The sequence below is a fragment of the Algibacter pacificus genome (assembly GCF_008033385.1).
Taxonomy (GTDB): Bacteria; Bacteroidota; Bacteroidia; order Flavobacteriales; family Flavobacteriaceae; genus Algibacter; species Algibacter pacificus.
Genome location: NZ_VOGY01000004.1, coordinates 160,071 through 175,049 on the forward strand (window position 1 = coordinate 160,071; position 14,979 = coordinate 175,049).

At 33.6% G+C, this 14,979-nt stretch carries 12 protein-coding genes; 5 read left to right on the top strand and 7 right to left on the bottom strand.

All coding sequences use genetic code 11. The annotated features are described in order from the left end of the window. Positions 1–39: 39 nt before the first annotated feature. From menD to FQU21_RS07840, 4 genes are all read right to left on the bottom strand, one after another. Positions 40–1,800, bottom strand: coding sequence for a 2-succinyl-5-enolpyruvyl-6-hydroxy-3-cyclohexene-1-carboxylate synthase (menD, locus tag FQU21_RS07825; protein WP_147677443.1), 1,761 nt, complete (start codon positions 1,798–1,800; stop codon positions 40–42). A 51-nt stretch (positions 1,801–1,851) separates the two neighbouring features. Continuing rightward, positions 1,852–2,973 (bottom strand): chorismate-binding protein, encoded by a 1,122-nt coding sequence (locus FQU21_RS07830; protein WP_147677444.1) that lies wholly within the window; start codon positions 2,971–2,973, stop codon positions 1,852–1,854. A 2-nt stretch (positions 2,974–2,975) separates the two neighbouring features. Beyond that, a complete protein-coding gene (locus FQU21_RS07835; protein WP_147677445.1) occupies positions 2,976–3,398 on the bottom strand; it encodes a PaaI family thioesterase in 423 nt (140 codons plus the stop codon). A gap of 268 nt (positions 3,399–3,666) precedes the next feature. Then, positions 3,667–4,824, bottom strand: a complete 1,158-nt coding sequence (locus tag FQU21_RS07840; RefSeq protein WP_147677446.1) for a THUMP domain-containing class I SAM-dependent RNA methyltransferase — start codon at positions 4,822–4,824, stop codon at positions 3,667–3,669. Positions 4,825–5,071: 247 nt separating this feature from the next. Between FQU21_RS07840 and FQU21_RS07845 the strand changes: the two genes are divergently transcribed. Both FQU21_RS07845 and FQU21_RS07850 read left to right on the top strand, forming a co-directional pair. Then, positions 5,072–5,803, top strand: coding sequence for a class I SAM-dependent methyltransferase (locus FQU21_RS07845; protein ID WP_147677447.1), 732 nt, complete (start codon positions 5,072–5,074; stop codon positions 5,801–5,803). A gap of 87 nt (positions 5,804–5,890) precedes the next feature. Further along, entirely contained in the window at positions 5,891–6,565 is a 675-nt protein-coding gene (locus FQU21_RS07850) for a ZIP family metal transporter (RefSeq protein ID WP_147677448.1), read from the top strand. Between the two features lie 310 nt (positions 6,566–6,875). Here the strand turns inward: FQU21_RS07850 and rlmF are convergent, their stop codons facing one another. Then, the gene (gene rlmF, locus FQU21_RS07855) at positions 6,876–7,751 is read right to left on the bottom strand and encodes a 23S rRNA (adenine(1618)-N(6))-methyltransferase RlmF (RefSeq protein WP_147677449.1); all 876 of its coding nucleotides are present in this window, start codon (positions 7,749–7,751) and stop codon (positions 6,876–6,878) included. Between the two features lie 5 nt (positions 7,752–7,756). Continuing rightward, on the bottom strand, positions 7,757–8,176 hold the full coding sequence (locus FQU21_RS07860; protein ID WP_147677450.1) for a DUF3995 domain-containing protein: 420 nt from the start codon (positions 8,174–8,176) through the stop codon (positions 7,757–7,759). Between the two features lie 100 nt (positions 8,177–8,276). Here FQU21_RS07860 and FQU21_RS07865 point away from each other — a divergent pair, with 100 nt between their 5' ends. From FQU21_RS07865 to FQU21_RS07875, 3 genes are all read left to right on the top strand, one after another. Then, on the top strand, positions 8,277–8,933 hold the full coding sequence (locus tag FQU21_RS07865; RefSeq protein WP_147677451.1) for an HAD family hydrolase: 657 nt from the start codon (positions 8,277–8,279) through the stop codon (positions 8,931–8,933). A gap of 323 nt (positions 8,934–9,256) precedes the next feature. Continuing rightward, the gene (locus FQU21_RS07870) at positions 9,257–10,516 is read left to right on the top strand and encodes a hypothetical protein (protein ID WP_147677452.1); all 1,260 of its coding nucleotides are present in this window, start codon (positions 9,257–9,259) and stop codon (positions 10,514–10,516) included. Positions 10,517–11,008: 492 nt separating this feature from the next. Next, positions 11,009–13,984, top strand: a complete 2,976-nt coding sequence (locus tag FQU21_RS07875; protein WP_147677453.1) for a T9SS type A sorting domain-containing protein — start codon at positions 11,009–11,011, stop codon at positions 13,982–13,984. Positions 13,985–14,099: 115 nt separating this feature from the next. Here FQU21_RS07875 and FQU21_RS07880 read toward each other — a convergent pair whose 3' ends face one another. Continuing rightward, on the bottom strand, positions 14,100–14,534 hold the full coding sequence (locus FQU21_RS07880; protein ID WP_147677454.1) for an FKBP-type peptidyl-prolyl cis-trans isomerase: 435 nt from the start codon (positions 14,532–14,534) through the stop codon (positions 14,100–14,102). Between the last annotated feature and the right edge of the window lie 445 nt (positions 14,535–14,979).

The window sequence follows — 14,979 nt, forward strand, 5'->3', positions numbered from 1 at the left end:
CTAATTTTAAGACACAAAATAAACAAATAAGTCACTTTCCTATTTTAGACTCTTAAAATAATTTAATAAAATCTCATCATTGATAGATTTTGGCGTAAATATTTCTAAAAGTTTTGGTTGTTCACTTTCTACATAAAATAAATTTAAGTGCCGTTTTAATTCTTCTATATTAGACGCTATGCTGTAATTTAATCCATACATTTTGCACAAATGTTCGGCTGTTAAATTATGTTGAGTTTCAAAATAAGTATCAAAGTTTTCCGTGTTTTTATGTCCTGGCAATATTCTAAAAATCCCGCCTCCCTGATTATTTACCACAATTATTCTGAAATTTTTAGGCATATAATTATTCCAAAGCGCATTGCTATCATATAAAAAACTTAAATCTCCAGTGATAAAAACAGTCGGTTTTACATTCGCCACAGCTGCCCCAATAGCGGTGCTTGTACTGCCATCTATACCACTGGTACCGCGATTACAAAACACTTCTAATGTTTTATTTATACTAAACAACTGCGTGTAACGAATGGCCGAACTATTACCTATTTGTAAAATAGAATTATTGGGAATAGATTTTAAAACTTTACTAAATACGGTTAAATCTGAAAATGGAATATCCTTTAAATAAGCTTTATGTTTTTCCTTTCTAGTTTGTTTTACTGAAGTCCAAATACCTTTATAATTACTTTTAACATAATGCGTTAATTTTGGTAAAAACTCCGAAAAGAATTCATTAGGCGAGGCTTCAATATGATTATCTAAACAGAAAAACGTATCATTAGCCTCTTTTTCATCAATATGCCAATGGTGTTTAGGCTTATACTTTCGCAGGAATTGTTTAACCTTTTTTGAAACAATTAAGCCGCCAAATGTAACCAAGATATCGGGTTGAAGTTGCTTCTGCTCTTCGTCGGTCAACGGTGCAATTAATTGATCTATATTATTAAAAAAACTAGGGTGATGTAAATTAGACGTGCTTTCGGTTAACACGATAACACTATCATCCTCGGCTAGTTCATCCAACCATTTTTGCTCAATGCTATTGGGTTGATTTACACCTACCAATATCATTTTTTTTGCAGCCGCATCCCAATCTTCAAAACAAGTTCTTAAAATATGTGTTTCAATTTTTGCATCTTTAAAAGGTATCTCCGTTATTTTAGGTGAAACGGATAATGTGTCCACCATCTCATAAAGCGGCTCATCAAAAGGAATATTAATATGAACAGGGCCTTTTTTAAATTTTGAAATATTTATGGCCGTATTTATTTCTTCTTCATTAAAAGATTGAATCCCCTTTTGAAGTCCTAACAAACGTTCAAATTTATCTTCCAAATTTTTAAATATAGGAAGCTCCTCGCCATTGGGTACATTTTTTTCATCCTTTAAATCTAACTTTAAATTAGCTGAATATAAAATATGATTTTCAAATACATTTTTCTGATTAATAGTTTGTCCGTCCCCAATACCAACCAAATGTTTTGGTCTATCGGCCGATAAAACGATTAGCGGAATATGACTAAAAAAAGCCTCAGCAACTGCTGGATAATAATTAAGCAAAGCACTACCTGAAGTACAAACCACAGCGGTTGGCTCTTGCTTTTGCTGGGCAATTCCTAAAGCAAAAAATGCCGCACAACGCTCATCTACAATACTGTAACATTTAAAAAATGGATCGTGGCTAAACCCTATAGTTAGTGGTGCATTTCTGCTGCCTGGCGATAATATTATATGTTTAATTCCTTTGGCTTTACATAACTGAATAACCGTTTGTGCAAGCGGAATTTTAGGATATATCATAACATTTAAAAATATCCTCAAAAATAAGAATTACTACAAGAAATTAAGGGCTTACAACACCTTTTTAATCACTAAAGATTTAGCAACGGTTTCCTCCCATTCGCTTTCTGGATTCGAGCTTTCGGTAATGCCGCCCCCCACATAAATAATGGCATTGTTTTCTTTAAGCTGCATACAGCGTAAATTAACGTATAACTGGGTGCTATTTTTGGTTATAGCGTAGGCCCTATTTTCGATGTTGCGCTTGCCCGAACGTGGTGCCGAGGTGACTTCTAAATTCAATTCGCCTAAAAACCCTGTGTAGAATTCGCGATTATACTTTTCATGTTTTAAAATGAATTGTTTTGCTTCTATTTTAGGGACACCGCACACTGCTGGCGTAGGATGCAAACTATAAAGTAAATCTTTTAAACTAATGGTATTTCGTTTTAAAACACCCCAAATTTTGGTTTTTAAATGTAGTAAATTGCCCGCTTTAACCGTTTCTACAGGAGATGTTTTTATATTATCGATAGTCGATTTTATATTATCTAAAATAAAATCGGTGACATATTGCTGCTCTTGTAATTCTTTTTTTTGCCATTTAACATTAAGGCTACCGTTGTAATTTTGTGTACCCGCCAACGCCATAATAGAAAAGCGTTGCCCTTCAATTTTCACTAAAGTTTCGGGTGTTGCACCTAACCACAGCCCTATTTTTGGATGATACCAACAATACACAAATGCCGAAGCATAATTTTCTAACAAGTTTTTAAAAATAGAAAACGGATTTTTATTTGAAAGCGAAACCGTTTCCGATCGTGATAAAACCACTTTTTTAAACTGGTTGTTTTCTAGAGCGTCTATCCCACTTTTTACAAGATTGATATGGATGTTCTTTTCGGAATCATAATTGATTCCTGCCCATTTTTTAGATGTCTCAATTTTATTCGATATCTCCTGAACAGTTTTGAACGACTTTGAAAACTCTAAAGGCATTAAAACCGATTTTTCAGTATTATCGAAAGGAGAAAACACGAAGCCTTTTTCGGTAAAATCTTCTGTAAAAAATAAATCGTTTGTATTTTGAAGTAAGCCAAATATATTATTTTCATTTGGTTTTCGGTAAATAACAAATGGTAATTCTGCTTGATACTGATTTTCAATACGATTGAAAAATGCGTTAAAAGTCATGCTTATCTTTTAGGTAAAGAAATAGTAGATAAACGACACACAGAAATTAAATTATCATCATCGTCGGTTACTTTTATATCCAATAATTGTGTCGTGCGGCCTTTATGTAAAAAGGTTGCTTTTGCATAAACATAACCATTTTTTACACTTTTAACATGATTTGCCGTAATTTCTATACCACGAACAAAAAGATTATCGGTATTAACAAATACGTGGGTTGCAAAACTCCCCACACTTTCTGCTAAAGCTGCTGTTGCTCCACCGTGTAAAACACCATCTGGCTGATAAACCCTTGAATCTACAGGCATTCTTGCCGTTAAATAATCTTTACCAAAATCGACCATTTCAATATTTAACGTTTCCATTAAGGTGTTTTTACAAGCTAAATTTGCTTTCTCTAAAACTGTTTTTTTAGATAATTCCATAAGAAATTTATTTTTTATCGCAGTTGCAAAAGTACAAATAATAAAGAGGATTTGGACTGAGTTAACACTTGCTTTTTATAGTACTGTAAGCGAGAGCTTAGTGTATTGCTTTAGTTATTTACAAATACGAAGTTTGAGTTTTTTTATGTGATTTCTCCTAAGGTTGAAATGACAAGTCTTGTTTTTTTAAATTATTTAACATGTTATAATTTAATTGCTCAAAAAGCAATAAACTGAACCAATAACTATCAACAAATAACAAAATACTCTATTTCATATACTTTCCTTTTTTACTACCTTCATACATGACGTATTTTACTAAACGTGATTCTAATTTGGCATTAAAAAGATGTATTTTTCTTGATGGACGCAGGCCTACATGCTTTAAAGCATCGAGGTTTGAGGTGATAAACCAAGCATCGGTTCCTGGGTAACTTTGTTTTAAAGTATCGCCTATATTGGCGTAAAACTCTTCCATATCGATATTTAATCGTTCACCATACGGCGGATTAAAAACCATGTGTAATTTTTCGTCGCCACCTTTTTGAGTTTTAAAGAAATCTTCGTGTTTAATGTCTATAAAATCTTCTAATTGAGCGTTTATTACGTTTTCTTTGGCTTTGGTTACAGCACTTGGCGCTTTATCGTAACCTATTATTTTATGATGGAAATCGCGTGTTTTTTTAAGTAATGATTCTTCTATTTTTTCGAATAATTCCACATCCCAATCTGGCCAACGCTCGAAGGCAAATTCTTTACGCATTAGGTTTGGTGGTATATTACAAGCAATCATGGCTGCTTCTATTAGCATGGTTCCCGATCCACACATAGGATCCATAAAATCTGTTTGTCCGTCCCAACCAGAAAGCATTATTAATCCTGCTGCTAAAACTTCGTTTATAGGAGCAATATTGGTTGCTGTTTTATAACCGCGTTTATGCAAAGAATCTCCCGAAGAGTCTAAAGAAATAGTACATTTTCTACGATCGATATGGACATTAATTTTAATATCGGGGAATTTTAAATCTACATTAGGACGCACACCTTCGGTATCTCTAAATTTATCGACCACGGCGTCTTTTGTTTTTTGCGCTATGTATAGCGAGTGCGTAAATAAATCGGAGTGAATAGTAGCATCGACCGCCAAAGTCCCTGTGGGTTTTAAGTATTTAGCCCAATCCATGGCGTAAATTTTATTATAAAGATCTTTTTCGCTATTAACCGTAAAACTATGGATGGGTTTTAAAATTTTCACGGCAGTACGCAGGCCTAAGTTACATTTGTACATAAACCCTTTATCGCCTATAAAAGAGACATTTCGAACACCTTTTTTTATCTGACGCGCCCCCATTTGCGTAAGCTCGTTTGCTAATAAATCTTCAAAACCAAATAAGGTTTTGGCCACCATATTGAAATTTTCTTCCATGTTTTTTAATCTACGTCTAATAGATTGCAAAAATAACTTAATTTTGCAGAACGCAACAGATATTAGCAGATAATGGGTTAGGGATTGCAGCGGCATCCTTTTTGCAAAAACTTTAAAGCTATATTTTAAAGGAAACCTAAATGATAATTGAAGCACAAAATAGGGTATAAATTATGTGATGTTTTGCAAAAAGATATAGCGGAAAGCCCGACCGCGCCCCAAGGCGTGGTAACCCCCAAAAAAAGATATGAAAAAACAAGATACAGCGTGGTTTGCATCGTGGTTTGATACGGCGTATTACCACATTTTATACAAGGACAGAAATGATACGGAAGCGCAGGCTTTTATGGAGACCTTAACCGATTATTTAAATTTACCTGAAGGGGGAACAATTTTGGATTTGGCCTGCGGAAAAGGAAGACATTCCAGATATTTAAATAAAATTGGGTACGATGTTATTGGTGCTGATTTAAGTGAAAACAGCATAAATTACGCTAAGCGATTTGAAAATGAAAGGTTGAAATTTGAGGTGCATGATATGTGTAACCCCTACCCTAAAACGTTTGACGCGGTTTTTAATTTATTTACTAGTTTTGGGTATTTTGAAGATGACGCGGATAATTTAAGAACGATAAAAGCGATAAAAGCAGACTTAAATGAATTTGGTTTTGGTGTTATCGATTTTATGAATTCGGAATTTGTGATTGATAATTTAGTGCCTGAAGAAGTGAAAACGGTAGATGGTATAGATTTTTATTTGAAGCGTTATGTAGAAGATGGCTATATTATTAAAGATATTGAATTTAATACGGATGGGAAAGCTTTTAAATTCCAAGAGCGCGTGCGTGGCTTTACTTTAGCCGATTTTGAAGCGCTTTTTGAACAGGCCGGCGTGTATTTATTGGATGTTTTTGGAGATTATAAATTGGGGAAATTTAACAAGCATACTTCAGAACGTTTAGTGATGATTTTTAAATAGTCGAGCTGCAATCGACATTTATATTTACCGTTGTTTTTATTGCATTGAAAACACTTTGTTTTTCTTTTTTTTTGAGCTTTTATTTAAATGAATAAATTTATTTTACCTATAGTTGCCGTTATTTTGGGTGTGCTTATTGCTACTATTACCAAGAGTAAAAAATCTTGGAATATGAAGCTTATGCTTTCCTTTAGTGGGGCGTTTTTATTGGCTTTAACCTTGTTTGAATTACTACCGGAGGTTTATGAGTATTTACCGTCTAAACAAACAGGTTTGCTTATAATGTGCGGTATTTTACTACAGATAACTTTAGAGCTTTTCTCGAAAGGAGCCGAGCATGGGCATGTACATATCCATAAGCAGGAAACAGCTTTTCCATGGATGCTATTTGTGAGTTTGTGTTTGCATAGTTTACTGGAAGGTTTCCCTATACACGAGCATAACGACATGGTTTACGGGGTTTTAATTCATAAAATTCCGATTGCTGCGTTGATAAGTATGTTTTTGTTTCAGTCGAGTTTTAGTAAATCTAAAATTACTATTTTTTTAATCCTTTTTGCTTTTATGACGCCTTTGGGCACATTAATATCGAATACAACGCATTTAAGCGAAACGGTGACTCTTAGTATTAATGCCGTGGTTATTGGTATCTTTTTTCATATTTCGACCACTATTTTATTTGAAAGTAGCGACGGACATAAATTTAACATGAGTAAGTTTGTTGCCATTATTTTAGGCGTTGGAATGGCTTATTTGATTTAGGGGAGTGAACGAGTCGAGTGACGGATGACGGGTGACTGATGCTTGTTTACTCTTGCGGAGCAGCGTGTTGGACAAAAATGACGGATGACTGGTGACCGATGTTTGCTTACTCTTGCGGAGCAGCTCGTTGGAAATAAAATGACGGGTGACAGGTGACCGATGTTTGCTTACTCTTGCGGAGCAGCTAGTTTAAAAAAAGTTTATTGTTTTTATTGAAAAATTATAATGCCGCCTAATCCAAACAAACACGAATGTTTCATTTGAATTAGACAAAATTAATGTGAATATTATTAAATACGGCTAGCGCTTTCTAAAACGTCCAAGCTAAAATACGAGACACTTTATTCCCCTGCCCCATACTGATAACTTTAATTTCTTTGGCGCCAAGTTTTTTAAGCGACTTTTGCATCCCTTTTACTAAATCCTTTTTAGACACTAAAGTTGTAAACCATTCGCAACTTGCTTTATGTAGTGAGCTTTCATACAAATAGGTGTGTAAAAAGGCTTTTTCGCCTCCTTTATAAGCGAGTTCACTATTTGTTCCCGAAAAATTCCGCACGATTTTATCGGTGCTTTTTCCTAAGTTTTTTAATTTTCTCGTCGTGGCTTCGTTGGCTTCTTCTTCCGAATTAAAAAATGGTGGATTACATATAGAAACCGAAAAAGCATCGTCTTCATCTAAAATACCATTAAAAATTTCGGCACTATTTTCTTGATGGCGCAACTTAATAAAATTACCTAATTTATTTTTATCAATAATTCTTTGAGCATTTTTCAATGACTTTTGATCTATATCTGTAGCTACAAATTCCCAGTTGTATTCGGCATGACCTAAAAGTGGATAAATACAGCTTGCTCCTGTACCAATATCTAATATTTTAACGCCGTTTTCTGTGTTTGTTTTTTTAACTAAATGCGCTATATGGTGCAAATAATCGACACGACCGGGAATTGGCGGACATAAATTTTCGTCTGGAAACTCCCAAAATTTAATGCCGTAATCTTTAAGTAATAAAGCCGTATTAAGAGCTTTAACCGCTTTTGGGTTAGCAAAATCTATAGTTATAGTTTGGTGTCTGTTTTCGAAAACAAAGGGTTCAAGTTCTGGAAACACGTTGCTTAAGGCCTCTAAATCGTAACCCAATTTATGCTTATTTTTTGGATGAAAGTTTGGAGTTGTTTTGATAATTTCTAATTTAAAGTTTCTATTAAGATACCTACAATACTAATAACTAAACACAACGGTGAAAAATAGGTCGTATCCATTTCACCAAAAGTAGTCTGTTTTACCTTCTTAAAAAAGCCTACATATTTAAAATCTCCAATAGCACGAATAAAAAATATAATAGAAATAATCCAACCGGTATATTCCATAATCCAATGCGGTAAATAAAGCGCAATAATTCCCGATTTATAAAAATAAAAACAACAAAAAGCCAACAATGCTAAACCTACAATAGCGCTATCTATTTTTTTAGGATTTAAAACACGTTTGCCATGTTCATTGGTTGGCAAAGAAACATCGATACCAAATTTCCCTCCAAAAAACCAATTAAAATGGATAACAGCGAGCACAAAAAAAACAAGACTTAATACTAAAGATAAAACCATAGGAATTATTATAAAATTTTGAATTGTAAACTTAATAAATTTAATCTCTTAATAGATATTGAAACGAAATATTTTATCTTCGCTATAAATTTATTTTACGATGTTAAAAGCTGTAATTTTCGATATGGATGGTGTAATAATTAATAGCGAACCACTACACCACGCTGCCTACCACAACATGTTTAGCGATGTTGGCGTACAGGTTTCTAGTGAACTATACGAATCTTATACCGGGCAATCGACTTTAAATGTTTGTAAACAAGTTAAAGATCATTTTAATTTAGATGAAACTCCTGAAACTTTAGTAGCCATAAAACGTAAACATTACGAGTACATTTTTGAAAATGATAAAGATTTCGATTTAATTGATGGTGTTTTAGATTTAATAAAAAACTACCACGCCAACGGACTGACCTTAGTTTTGGCATCATCGGCGTCTATGCCAAGTATTGAGCGTATTTTTAAACGCTTCGATTTAAATAAATATTTTAAAGCTAAACTAAGTGGTGCCGATTTAAAAGCCTCGAAACCACATCCGGAAATTTTTATAAAAGCGGCAGAAGCATCGGGTTTTAAACCTTCGGAATGTATGGTTATTGAAGATTCAACCAACGGAATTTGCGCTGCTAATGACGCGAATATATTTTGTGTTGGTTATGATAGCGAACACTCTAAAAATCAAGATTACAGCAACGCCAATTTAAAAATTGAAGATTTTAGCGCTATTACTTTCGATAAAATTTCAGCACACTTTTAAACCGATACTTTTTTCTTGTAATTAGGTTTCTAAATAACTTAATCCTCAAAAACAAACCTATTTCTTAATTTATATTGGAGCGCTACTTCTTTGTGCTTAATTGTGCTATTTTTCAACATATTTAATCTTCACTTATTTTAGTTTCATTTGGCGCCATATTTCTGTAAAATAAATAGAAAAATATTTAATCGAAAAATTAAAAAATACATTTCAACAAAACAAAAGCAAAATAAACCACTGATAACCAACATCCTAAATATCTTATTCGTTTTTTGGCACGCTGTTTGTAACTACCAAAATGTAGAACATTAAAACACATCATTATGAAAAAGTATATATTCTTATTAGCCGGATTGCTTCTTGCAGGAGTAACCGCTAGTGCAGACACAACCACAGCCAACGAAACCAATACCACAATTAATAATAACAGAGGTTATGGCAACTCTTTCATATTTGTTGAAAATGGTATAGAATTTTCGGTATTTCCCGATGGACAATTCGATTTCAACTTGCTACGTCAAACTTCCAATGTAAATGTATCATTACACTCTAGACATTTAAACTTAAGTTTCAATTCTGGATACGATTACAATGCTTATGTTCAATATGACGAATATGGTGCTATTATTCAAATTGAAAACACACCAATATATTACGATTATTACGGTCGTATTGCACAAGCTGGAAATGTAAACATTAATTACAACAGCAATGGATATGTTTCTAATGTTGGAGGATTGCACGTTTACTACGATCGTTATAATAGATACACCCATTATTCGGGCTATATAAACCGATATAATCGTGGCTATATTTACCGCCCATGGCACAATTATTACCGCACGCCTTCATTAAATTTCTGTGTGGTATACAATCGTCCATACCGTAAATATTATGCACCTGTACGGTATGTTTATAACCGTCCGTTTTACAATAACCACCGTCCTTCTAGTTCCATTTATAGCCGTCGCGGAAATACTGTGGTAAGAAATAGAAATTATGCTACTGTAAATAGAAGCTCTAGAAATGTTACAAAAATTAACAGAAATACAACACCCTCTAGACGTACTGTAGCTACCAATAATAAGGGTCGTTACAGCACTAATACAGCAAATAGAACGTCTAATAACAATACGATTACAAACCGTAATTATAGTAAAAATAATAGTCGTGCTACAAAAACAACACCAAATAGAACTGTTACAAGAACAACCACAAATACGAGAACAACTATTCCTAACAGATCCTCAAATACAAACCGTAACTACGCTCAAAATAATAGCCGCGTTACGAAAGCAACACCGAGTAGAACGGTAACAAGAACGACAACAACAAGAACAGCAAAACCAAGTGCCAACAGTTCGAATCACAGATCTGTAACGCGTACAAAAATAAATACAGTTACTAAAAATCCAAAAACAATAAACATCCGTACATATACTAGAAACAGCAATAACTCAAGAAGTAATAAACGTTTAGCTACGGTTACTAAAACCACACGAACAAGCAACAGTAAAGCTACAACGAGTAGAAATGCTTCTAACAAAAATACAAGATCGACAACCACACGAAGACGATCATAAAAATTTTGGTTGGTTAGTACGAAAACCCCTGCGAATAGTTTGCTTTAAAGCAACATCGTGGGGTTTTTCATGTCGTAAATTTATACTTTAAACATATAATATAGCGCTGTTCTAAAATAATTATTCAACCTTATAATCAGTCTGCGTGCGCCAAATTAAATCTTTTTTATAGACCTCTACACACCTTATCTAGTTACTTTATAAACTCTATTTAAAGTTAAAATTAGAATAACTTGCCACTATTAGCAGGGCTAAACAACAACAAGTTAACCATAAATATCGACAATAAACGAAAATATAAAAGAAAAAACTTACAAAATAAATTTGAATTTATATCAAATCGCTTTAAAAAAAAACGATTTTTACTACATATAAATCAGTTTATCTAAAATTAAAGCTATATATATAAATCCTTTAAAACAACAGTCCTACCAGCTCTAATGCCCTGTATTTAGTGCTATATTTGCAGAAATTTTTTTCTAAAGCTGAAATATGGCATCTCTCAACAAAACCATAAAAGTAAATGCACTTTTACTTTTCTTATTTATTGGACCTATAGGTTTTTCTCAAAAAATAATTTATTCTGAAGATTTTGAATCTGGATCAGATTGGACGCTTTCAAGTAACGATGCTACTATAGGCGCATGGAATTTGGACGATAACGGAGCAGGATCTAGCTCTGGAGCCGATGGTAATTATTTGTTTTCTAAACAATATACAAGTAATAACCGTTATAACAATAATACGTACATTACAACTACCAGCCCTATCATAGACATTACTGGCGTAGTAGAATTAATTTTTCAATTCGATCTTTGGTATAAGACCGGTAATCATAATGACGGGATGCAAATACAGTACTCTTACAATGGTAGTGATTGGAATGTTTTAGGAGATAACTCTACAGCTTGGAATGATAATTTAGATTATAAGAGCAGTATTGGCGCATTAGGAAGTGATGGTTGGTCGGGCACTAGTAATGGTTGGCTCACTAGAAGCATTCGGTTTGATACCGGAAATACAGGAAACTCCACTCCTGATATTCATTCTCAAATTCAATTTAGAGTCGTATTTGCTTCAACCCACTATAGCTCTCCACCTAACGACAGCGGTGTTGCTTTTGACAATGTGGTTGTAAAATTGGAATATGAAGACCCTATAGAAATTAATCAAGAATATAATTCTACTATACTTTATATATCAGATGTGTCTTTAGCAGGAAATCCTAATATAGCTAGTGCTGATGGTGCAACTGGTGCCTATGTGGATCACACCGAAGAGGGCACTTCTATCGATTTAGGTTCTTTGGGAGATACATTAGAGGGAACAATAGAGGTCACTGTAAACGGATGGAATACAAACACAAATTATTTACATATTTGGATTGATTTTGATCAAAATTATTATTTCAGTACTGTTGAACATTTTTCAATACCAGTTAAGCATTCATTTTGGACAGGACCAAACACTAAAACTATAGAGGTCACTTTATCAGATATTAATATTCCCGCAGACGCCATTGGTGGAAATACACGAATTAGAATTGGTTTTGCGGATGGTAATGCAAATTCCGTTACAGCTACTGATTATAACTATAAAACAGGTGAAGTAGAAGACTTTAATGTAAACATTATTGACCCTTGTGCCACCTATGCATGGACAGGAGCAACAAGCGAAGACTGGAATACCAATGAAAACTGGGCGTGTGGAGAAGTGCCTACAATTGACACCAATGTTTTAATTCCAGAAGTGGCAACAGGTCACTACTACCCTACTATTGCTACAGGATCCAATGGTTTTGCAAAAGATATCACCATAGCTACAGAAGCGACTGTAACCATTGAAAGTAATTACTTAGAAATTGCTGGAGAATTACTTTTAAATGGCCTAATCGATTTAAATAATGAAGCCCAATTGATACAACTTGACGGCAGCACTTTAAATTCAAATAGTATGGGCTCTATTGAAATAGACCAGCAGGGTACAGCAAACACTTATTCATATAATTATTGGGGGTCTCCAGTAGGCACATCAAATATAACAAACACAAACGCATACAGTTATACTTTAGAAGATGTTTTATACCAAGGAGACACAAAAGCACATTGGACCTCTGGTTTAAATGGATCTACAACGCCGCTTACAATTTCTACAGAATGGATTAATAAATACGCCAATGGAAATGGTAATTATGCAAGTTGGCAGCATGTAGGAAGTACAGGTTTAATTGAACCTGGTGAAGGCTTTAGCATGAAAGGCCCGAGTACTTCTTTAGATGTTAATACGCTTCAAAATTACACCTTTAAAGGAAAACCTAATAATGGCGATATTAATTTAAATATATCTGCTTACAATTATTATTTAGTAGCAAACCCATACCCTTCTGCAATTGATGGTTATCAATTTATCCAAGATAACGTTGGGAATTTAGCAACTGGAACGCTATACTTTTGGCAACAGTTTAAAGGCACTAGCCATGTATTAGCAGAGTATGAGGGAGACTATGCTATATTAACACTTTCGGGAGGCACAATGGCCCAAACCAATACTGATGAAGGTACCCCTGCTGTAATTGAATATAACAAAAAAGAACCAGCAAAATACATTCCTGTTGGACAAGGCTTTTTTGTTCAAAGTATGAATGACACTGATGGAATCATAAAGTTTAAAAATAGTCAACGGGCTTTTGTAAAACAATCTGACCTCGATAACGGAAATCCTGCTTCTGTATTTTTAAAAACTAGTAATTCAAAAAAGACTACTATAAATGAAAAATATTTAGACCTAAGACCAAAAATTAGATTAAACTTTGAGGTTTCTCGAATAGGGTTTAACAGAGAGCTTTTACTAACGGTAGATGAACATTCTACAGACGGAATAGATTGGGGCTACGATGGTAAGTCCTTTGGGATTGGTAAATATGATTTATTTTGGAATTTAAATGACGATGATTACGTTATTCAAGCGATACCCGATATTAACGATAATAGAGAGATTCCTTTAGGTTTAGAAATGGGTACTGCAGGCCTAGCAATTATTAAAATAGGAGCCTTAGAAAATATAGATTCTACTAAAAAAATATATTTAAAAGATGCTTTATCTGGTGAAACACAGCAAATAAATGACGATCCGTTTGAAATAGAATTACCAGCAGGCACCTATTTAGACCGTTTTTCAATAGTATTTTCACCTTCTGAAACTTTACATACCGACCAAAATATTTTAGAAGAAGATTTACAGGTCTTTGTTAATAATAAAGTGTCGGAAATAGAGATTAGAAATAACAACCATACCCCTTTAAAAGAGATCAATTTATATAATAATTTAGGGCAACTGGTTAACACTTGGCGCACCAATTTAGATGGTAATTTTATTACCTTACCTGTAAACAACCAAGTTACTGGAGTATATATTCTAAAAATAAATACAAGCAGCAATACCCTTACTAAAAAGTTAATTATCCAATAACTAACTTTTATTTTCTGCTCCATAAAAAATCCGTATTGCGTGTTATTTTTGTTAACACGCAATACGGATTTTAACTATAATAGCTAAGGCTATACTTTAGTTTTGGATAACTCGTTTACTTAATATCCAATACTTCAACATCGAAAATAAGTTCTTTTCCCGCTAAAGGATGGTTACCATCAATAACCACAGAGTCATCTTTCACTTCTACAACAACTAGATTCATTTCTTGTCCATCTGGCGTTTTAGAAACTAACCCCATACCAACTTCTGGAGACATATCTTGAGGTAGTTCACTTTTAGCTACTTCTTGAATTAAGCCAGGATTAACGTCTCCATAAGCTTCTTCTTTAGCAATAGTGATGGTTTTTTTCTCGTTCAACTTCATGTCGATTAACCCTTTTTCAAAACCAGGTATTATTTGTCCTTGTCCTAAAGTAAATTCTATAGGCTCTCTACCTTCACCTAAAGAACTATCAAAAACTTGCCCGTCTGATAATTTTCCGGTATAATTTACTTTTACTGTGTTGTTCTCTTTTACTTGATTCATACTATATAATACTTAATTTTGAAAAATATTTTTTTGCATAATTTTTACGCGTCAAATATTTTAATTTAAACTTACTGCCATCCTAGCCGCTAAAACCAAGCCAAAACTTATAAATTAGAATTTAATTGAATAATTTATAAGTATGTGTCCCGCTGCTTAAAACACAAATACACCGTAGCCCTTTATTGGTAGTTAATACGCCTACTAATCTATGCGTTTAAACAATAATAGTAGACTGTAATTACAAATCGGTAAATATGTCAGTCATATCATAATCACCTATTTTTTTCATGCAAAAGCATACCTAATAATTGTGGATTATCTTGTTTTAAAATTGAAAATTACTAGCTTATAACGGTAGGTGTTTTATTTGTATGAAAGTATAAAACTTAGCAAGTACTTGCGTTAGGGATTGCAGTAAAAAGCCCACAGCCCGACGTAGGAG

Excerpts from the sequence above, each read along its gene's own strand:
- menD (WP_147677443.1), bottom strand. The coding sequence starts at position 1,800 with ATGATATATCCTAAAATTCCGCTTGCACAAACGGTTATTCAGTTATGT.
- FQU21_RS07830 (WP_147677444.1), bottom strand. The coding sequence starts at position 2,973 with ATGACTTTTAACGCATTTTTCAATCGTATTGAAAATCAGTATCAAGCA.
- FQU21_RS07835 (WP_147677445.1), bottom strand. The coding sequence starts at position 3,398 with ATGGAATTATCTAAAAAAACAGTTTTAGAGAAAGCAAATTTAGCTTGT.
- FQU21_RS07840 (WP_147677446.1), bottom strand. The coding sequence starts at position 4,824 with ATGGAAGAAAATTTCAATATGGTGGCCAAAACCTTATTTGGTTTTGAA.
- FQU21_RS07845 (WP_147677447.1), top strand. The coding sequence starts at position 5,072 with ATGAAAAAACAAGATACAGCGTGGTTTGCATCGTGGTTTGATACGGCG.
- FQU21_RS07850 (WP_147677448.1), top strand. The coding sequence starts at position 5,891 with ATGAATAAATTTATTTTACCTATAGTTGCCGTTATTTTGGGTGTGCTT.
- FQU21_RS07860 (WP_147677450.1), bottom strand. The coding sequence starts at position 8,176 with ATGGTTTTATCTTTAGTATTAAGTCTTGTTTTTTTTGTGCTCGCTGTT.
- FQU21_RS07865 (WP_147677451.1), top strand. The coding sequence starts at position 8,277 with ATGTTAAAAGCTGTAATTTTCGATATGGATGGTGTAATAATTAATAGC.
- FQU21_RS07870 (WP_147677452.1), top strand. The coding sequence starts at position 9,257 with ATGAAAAAGTATATATTCTTATTAGCCGGATTGCTTCTTGCAGGAGTA.
- FQU21_RS07875 (WP_147677453.1), top strand. The coding sequence starts at position 11,009 with ATGGCATCTCTCAACAAAACCATAAAAGTAAATGCACTTTTACTTTTC.
- FQU21_RS07880 (WP_147677454.1), bottom strand. The coding sequence starts at position 14,534 with ATGAATCAAGTAAAAGAGAACAACACAGTAAAAGTAAATTATACCGGA.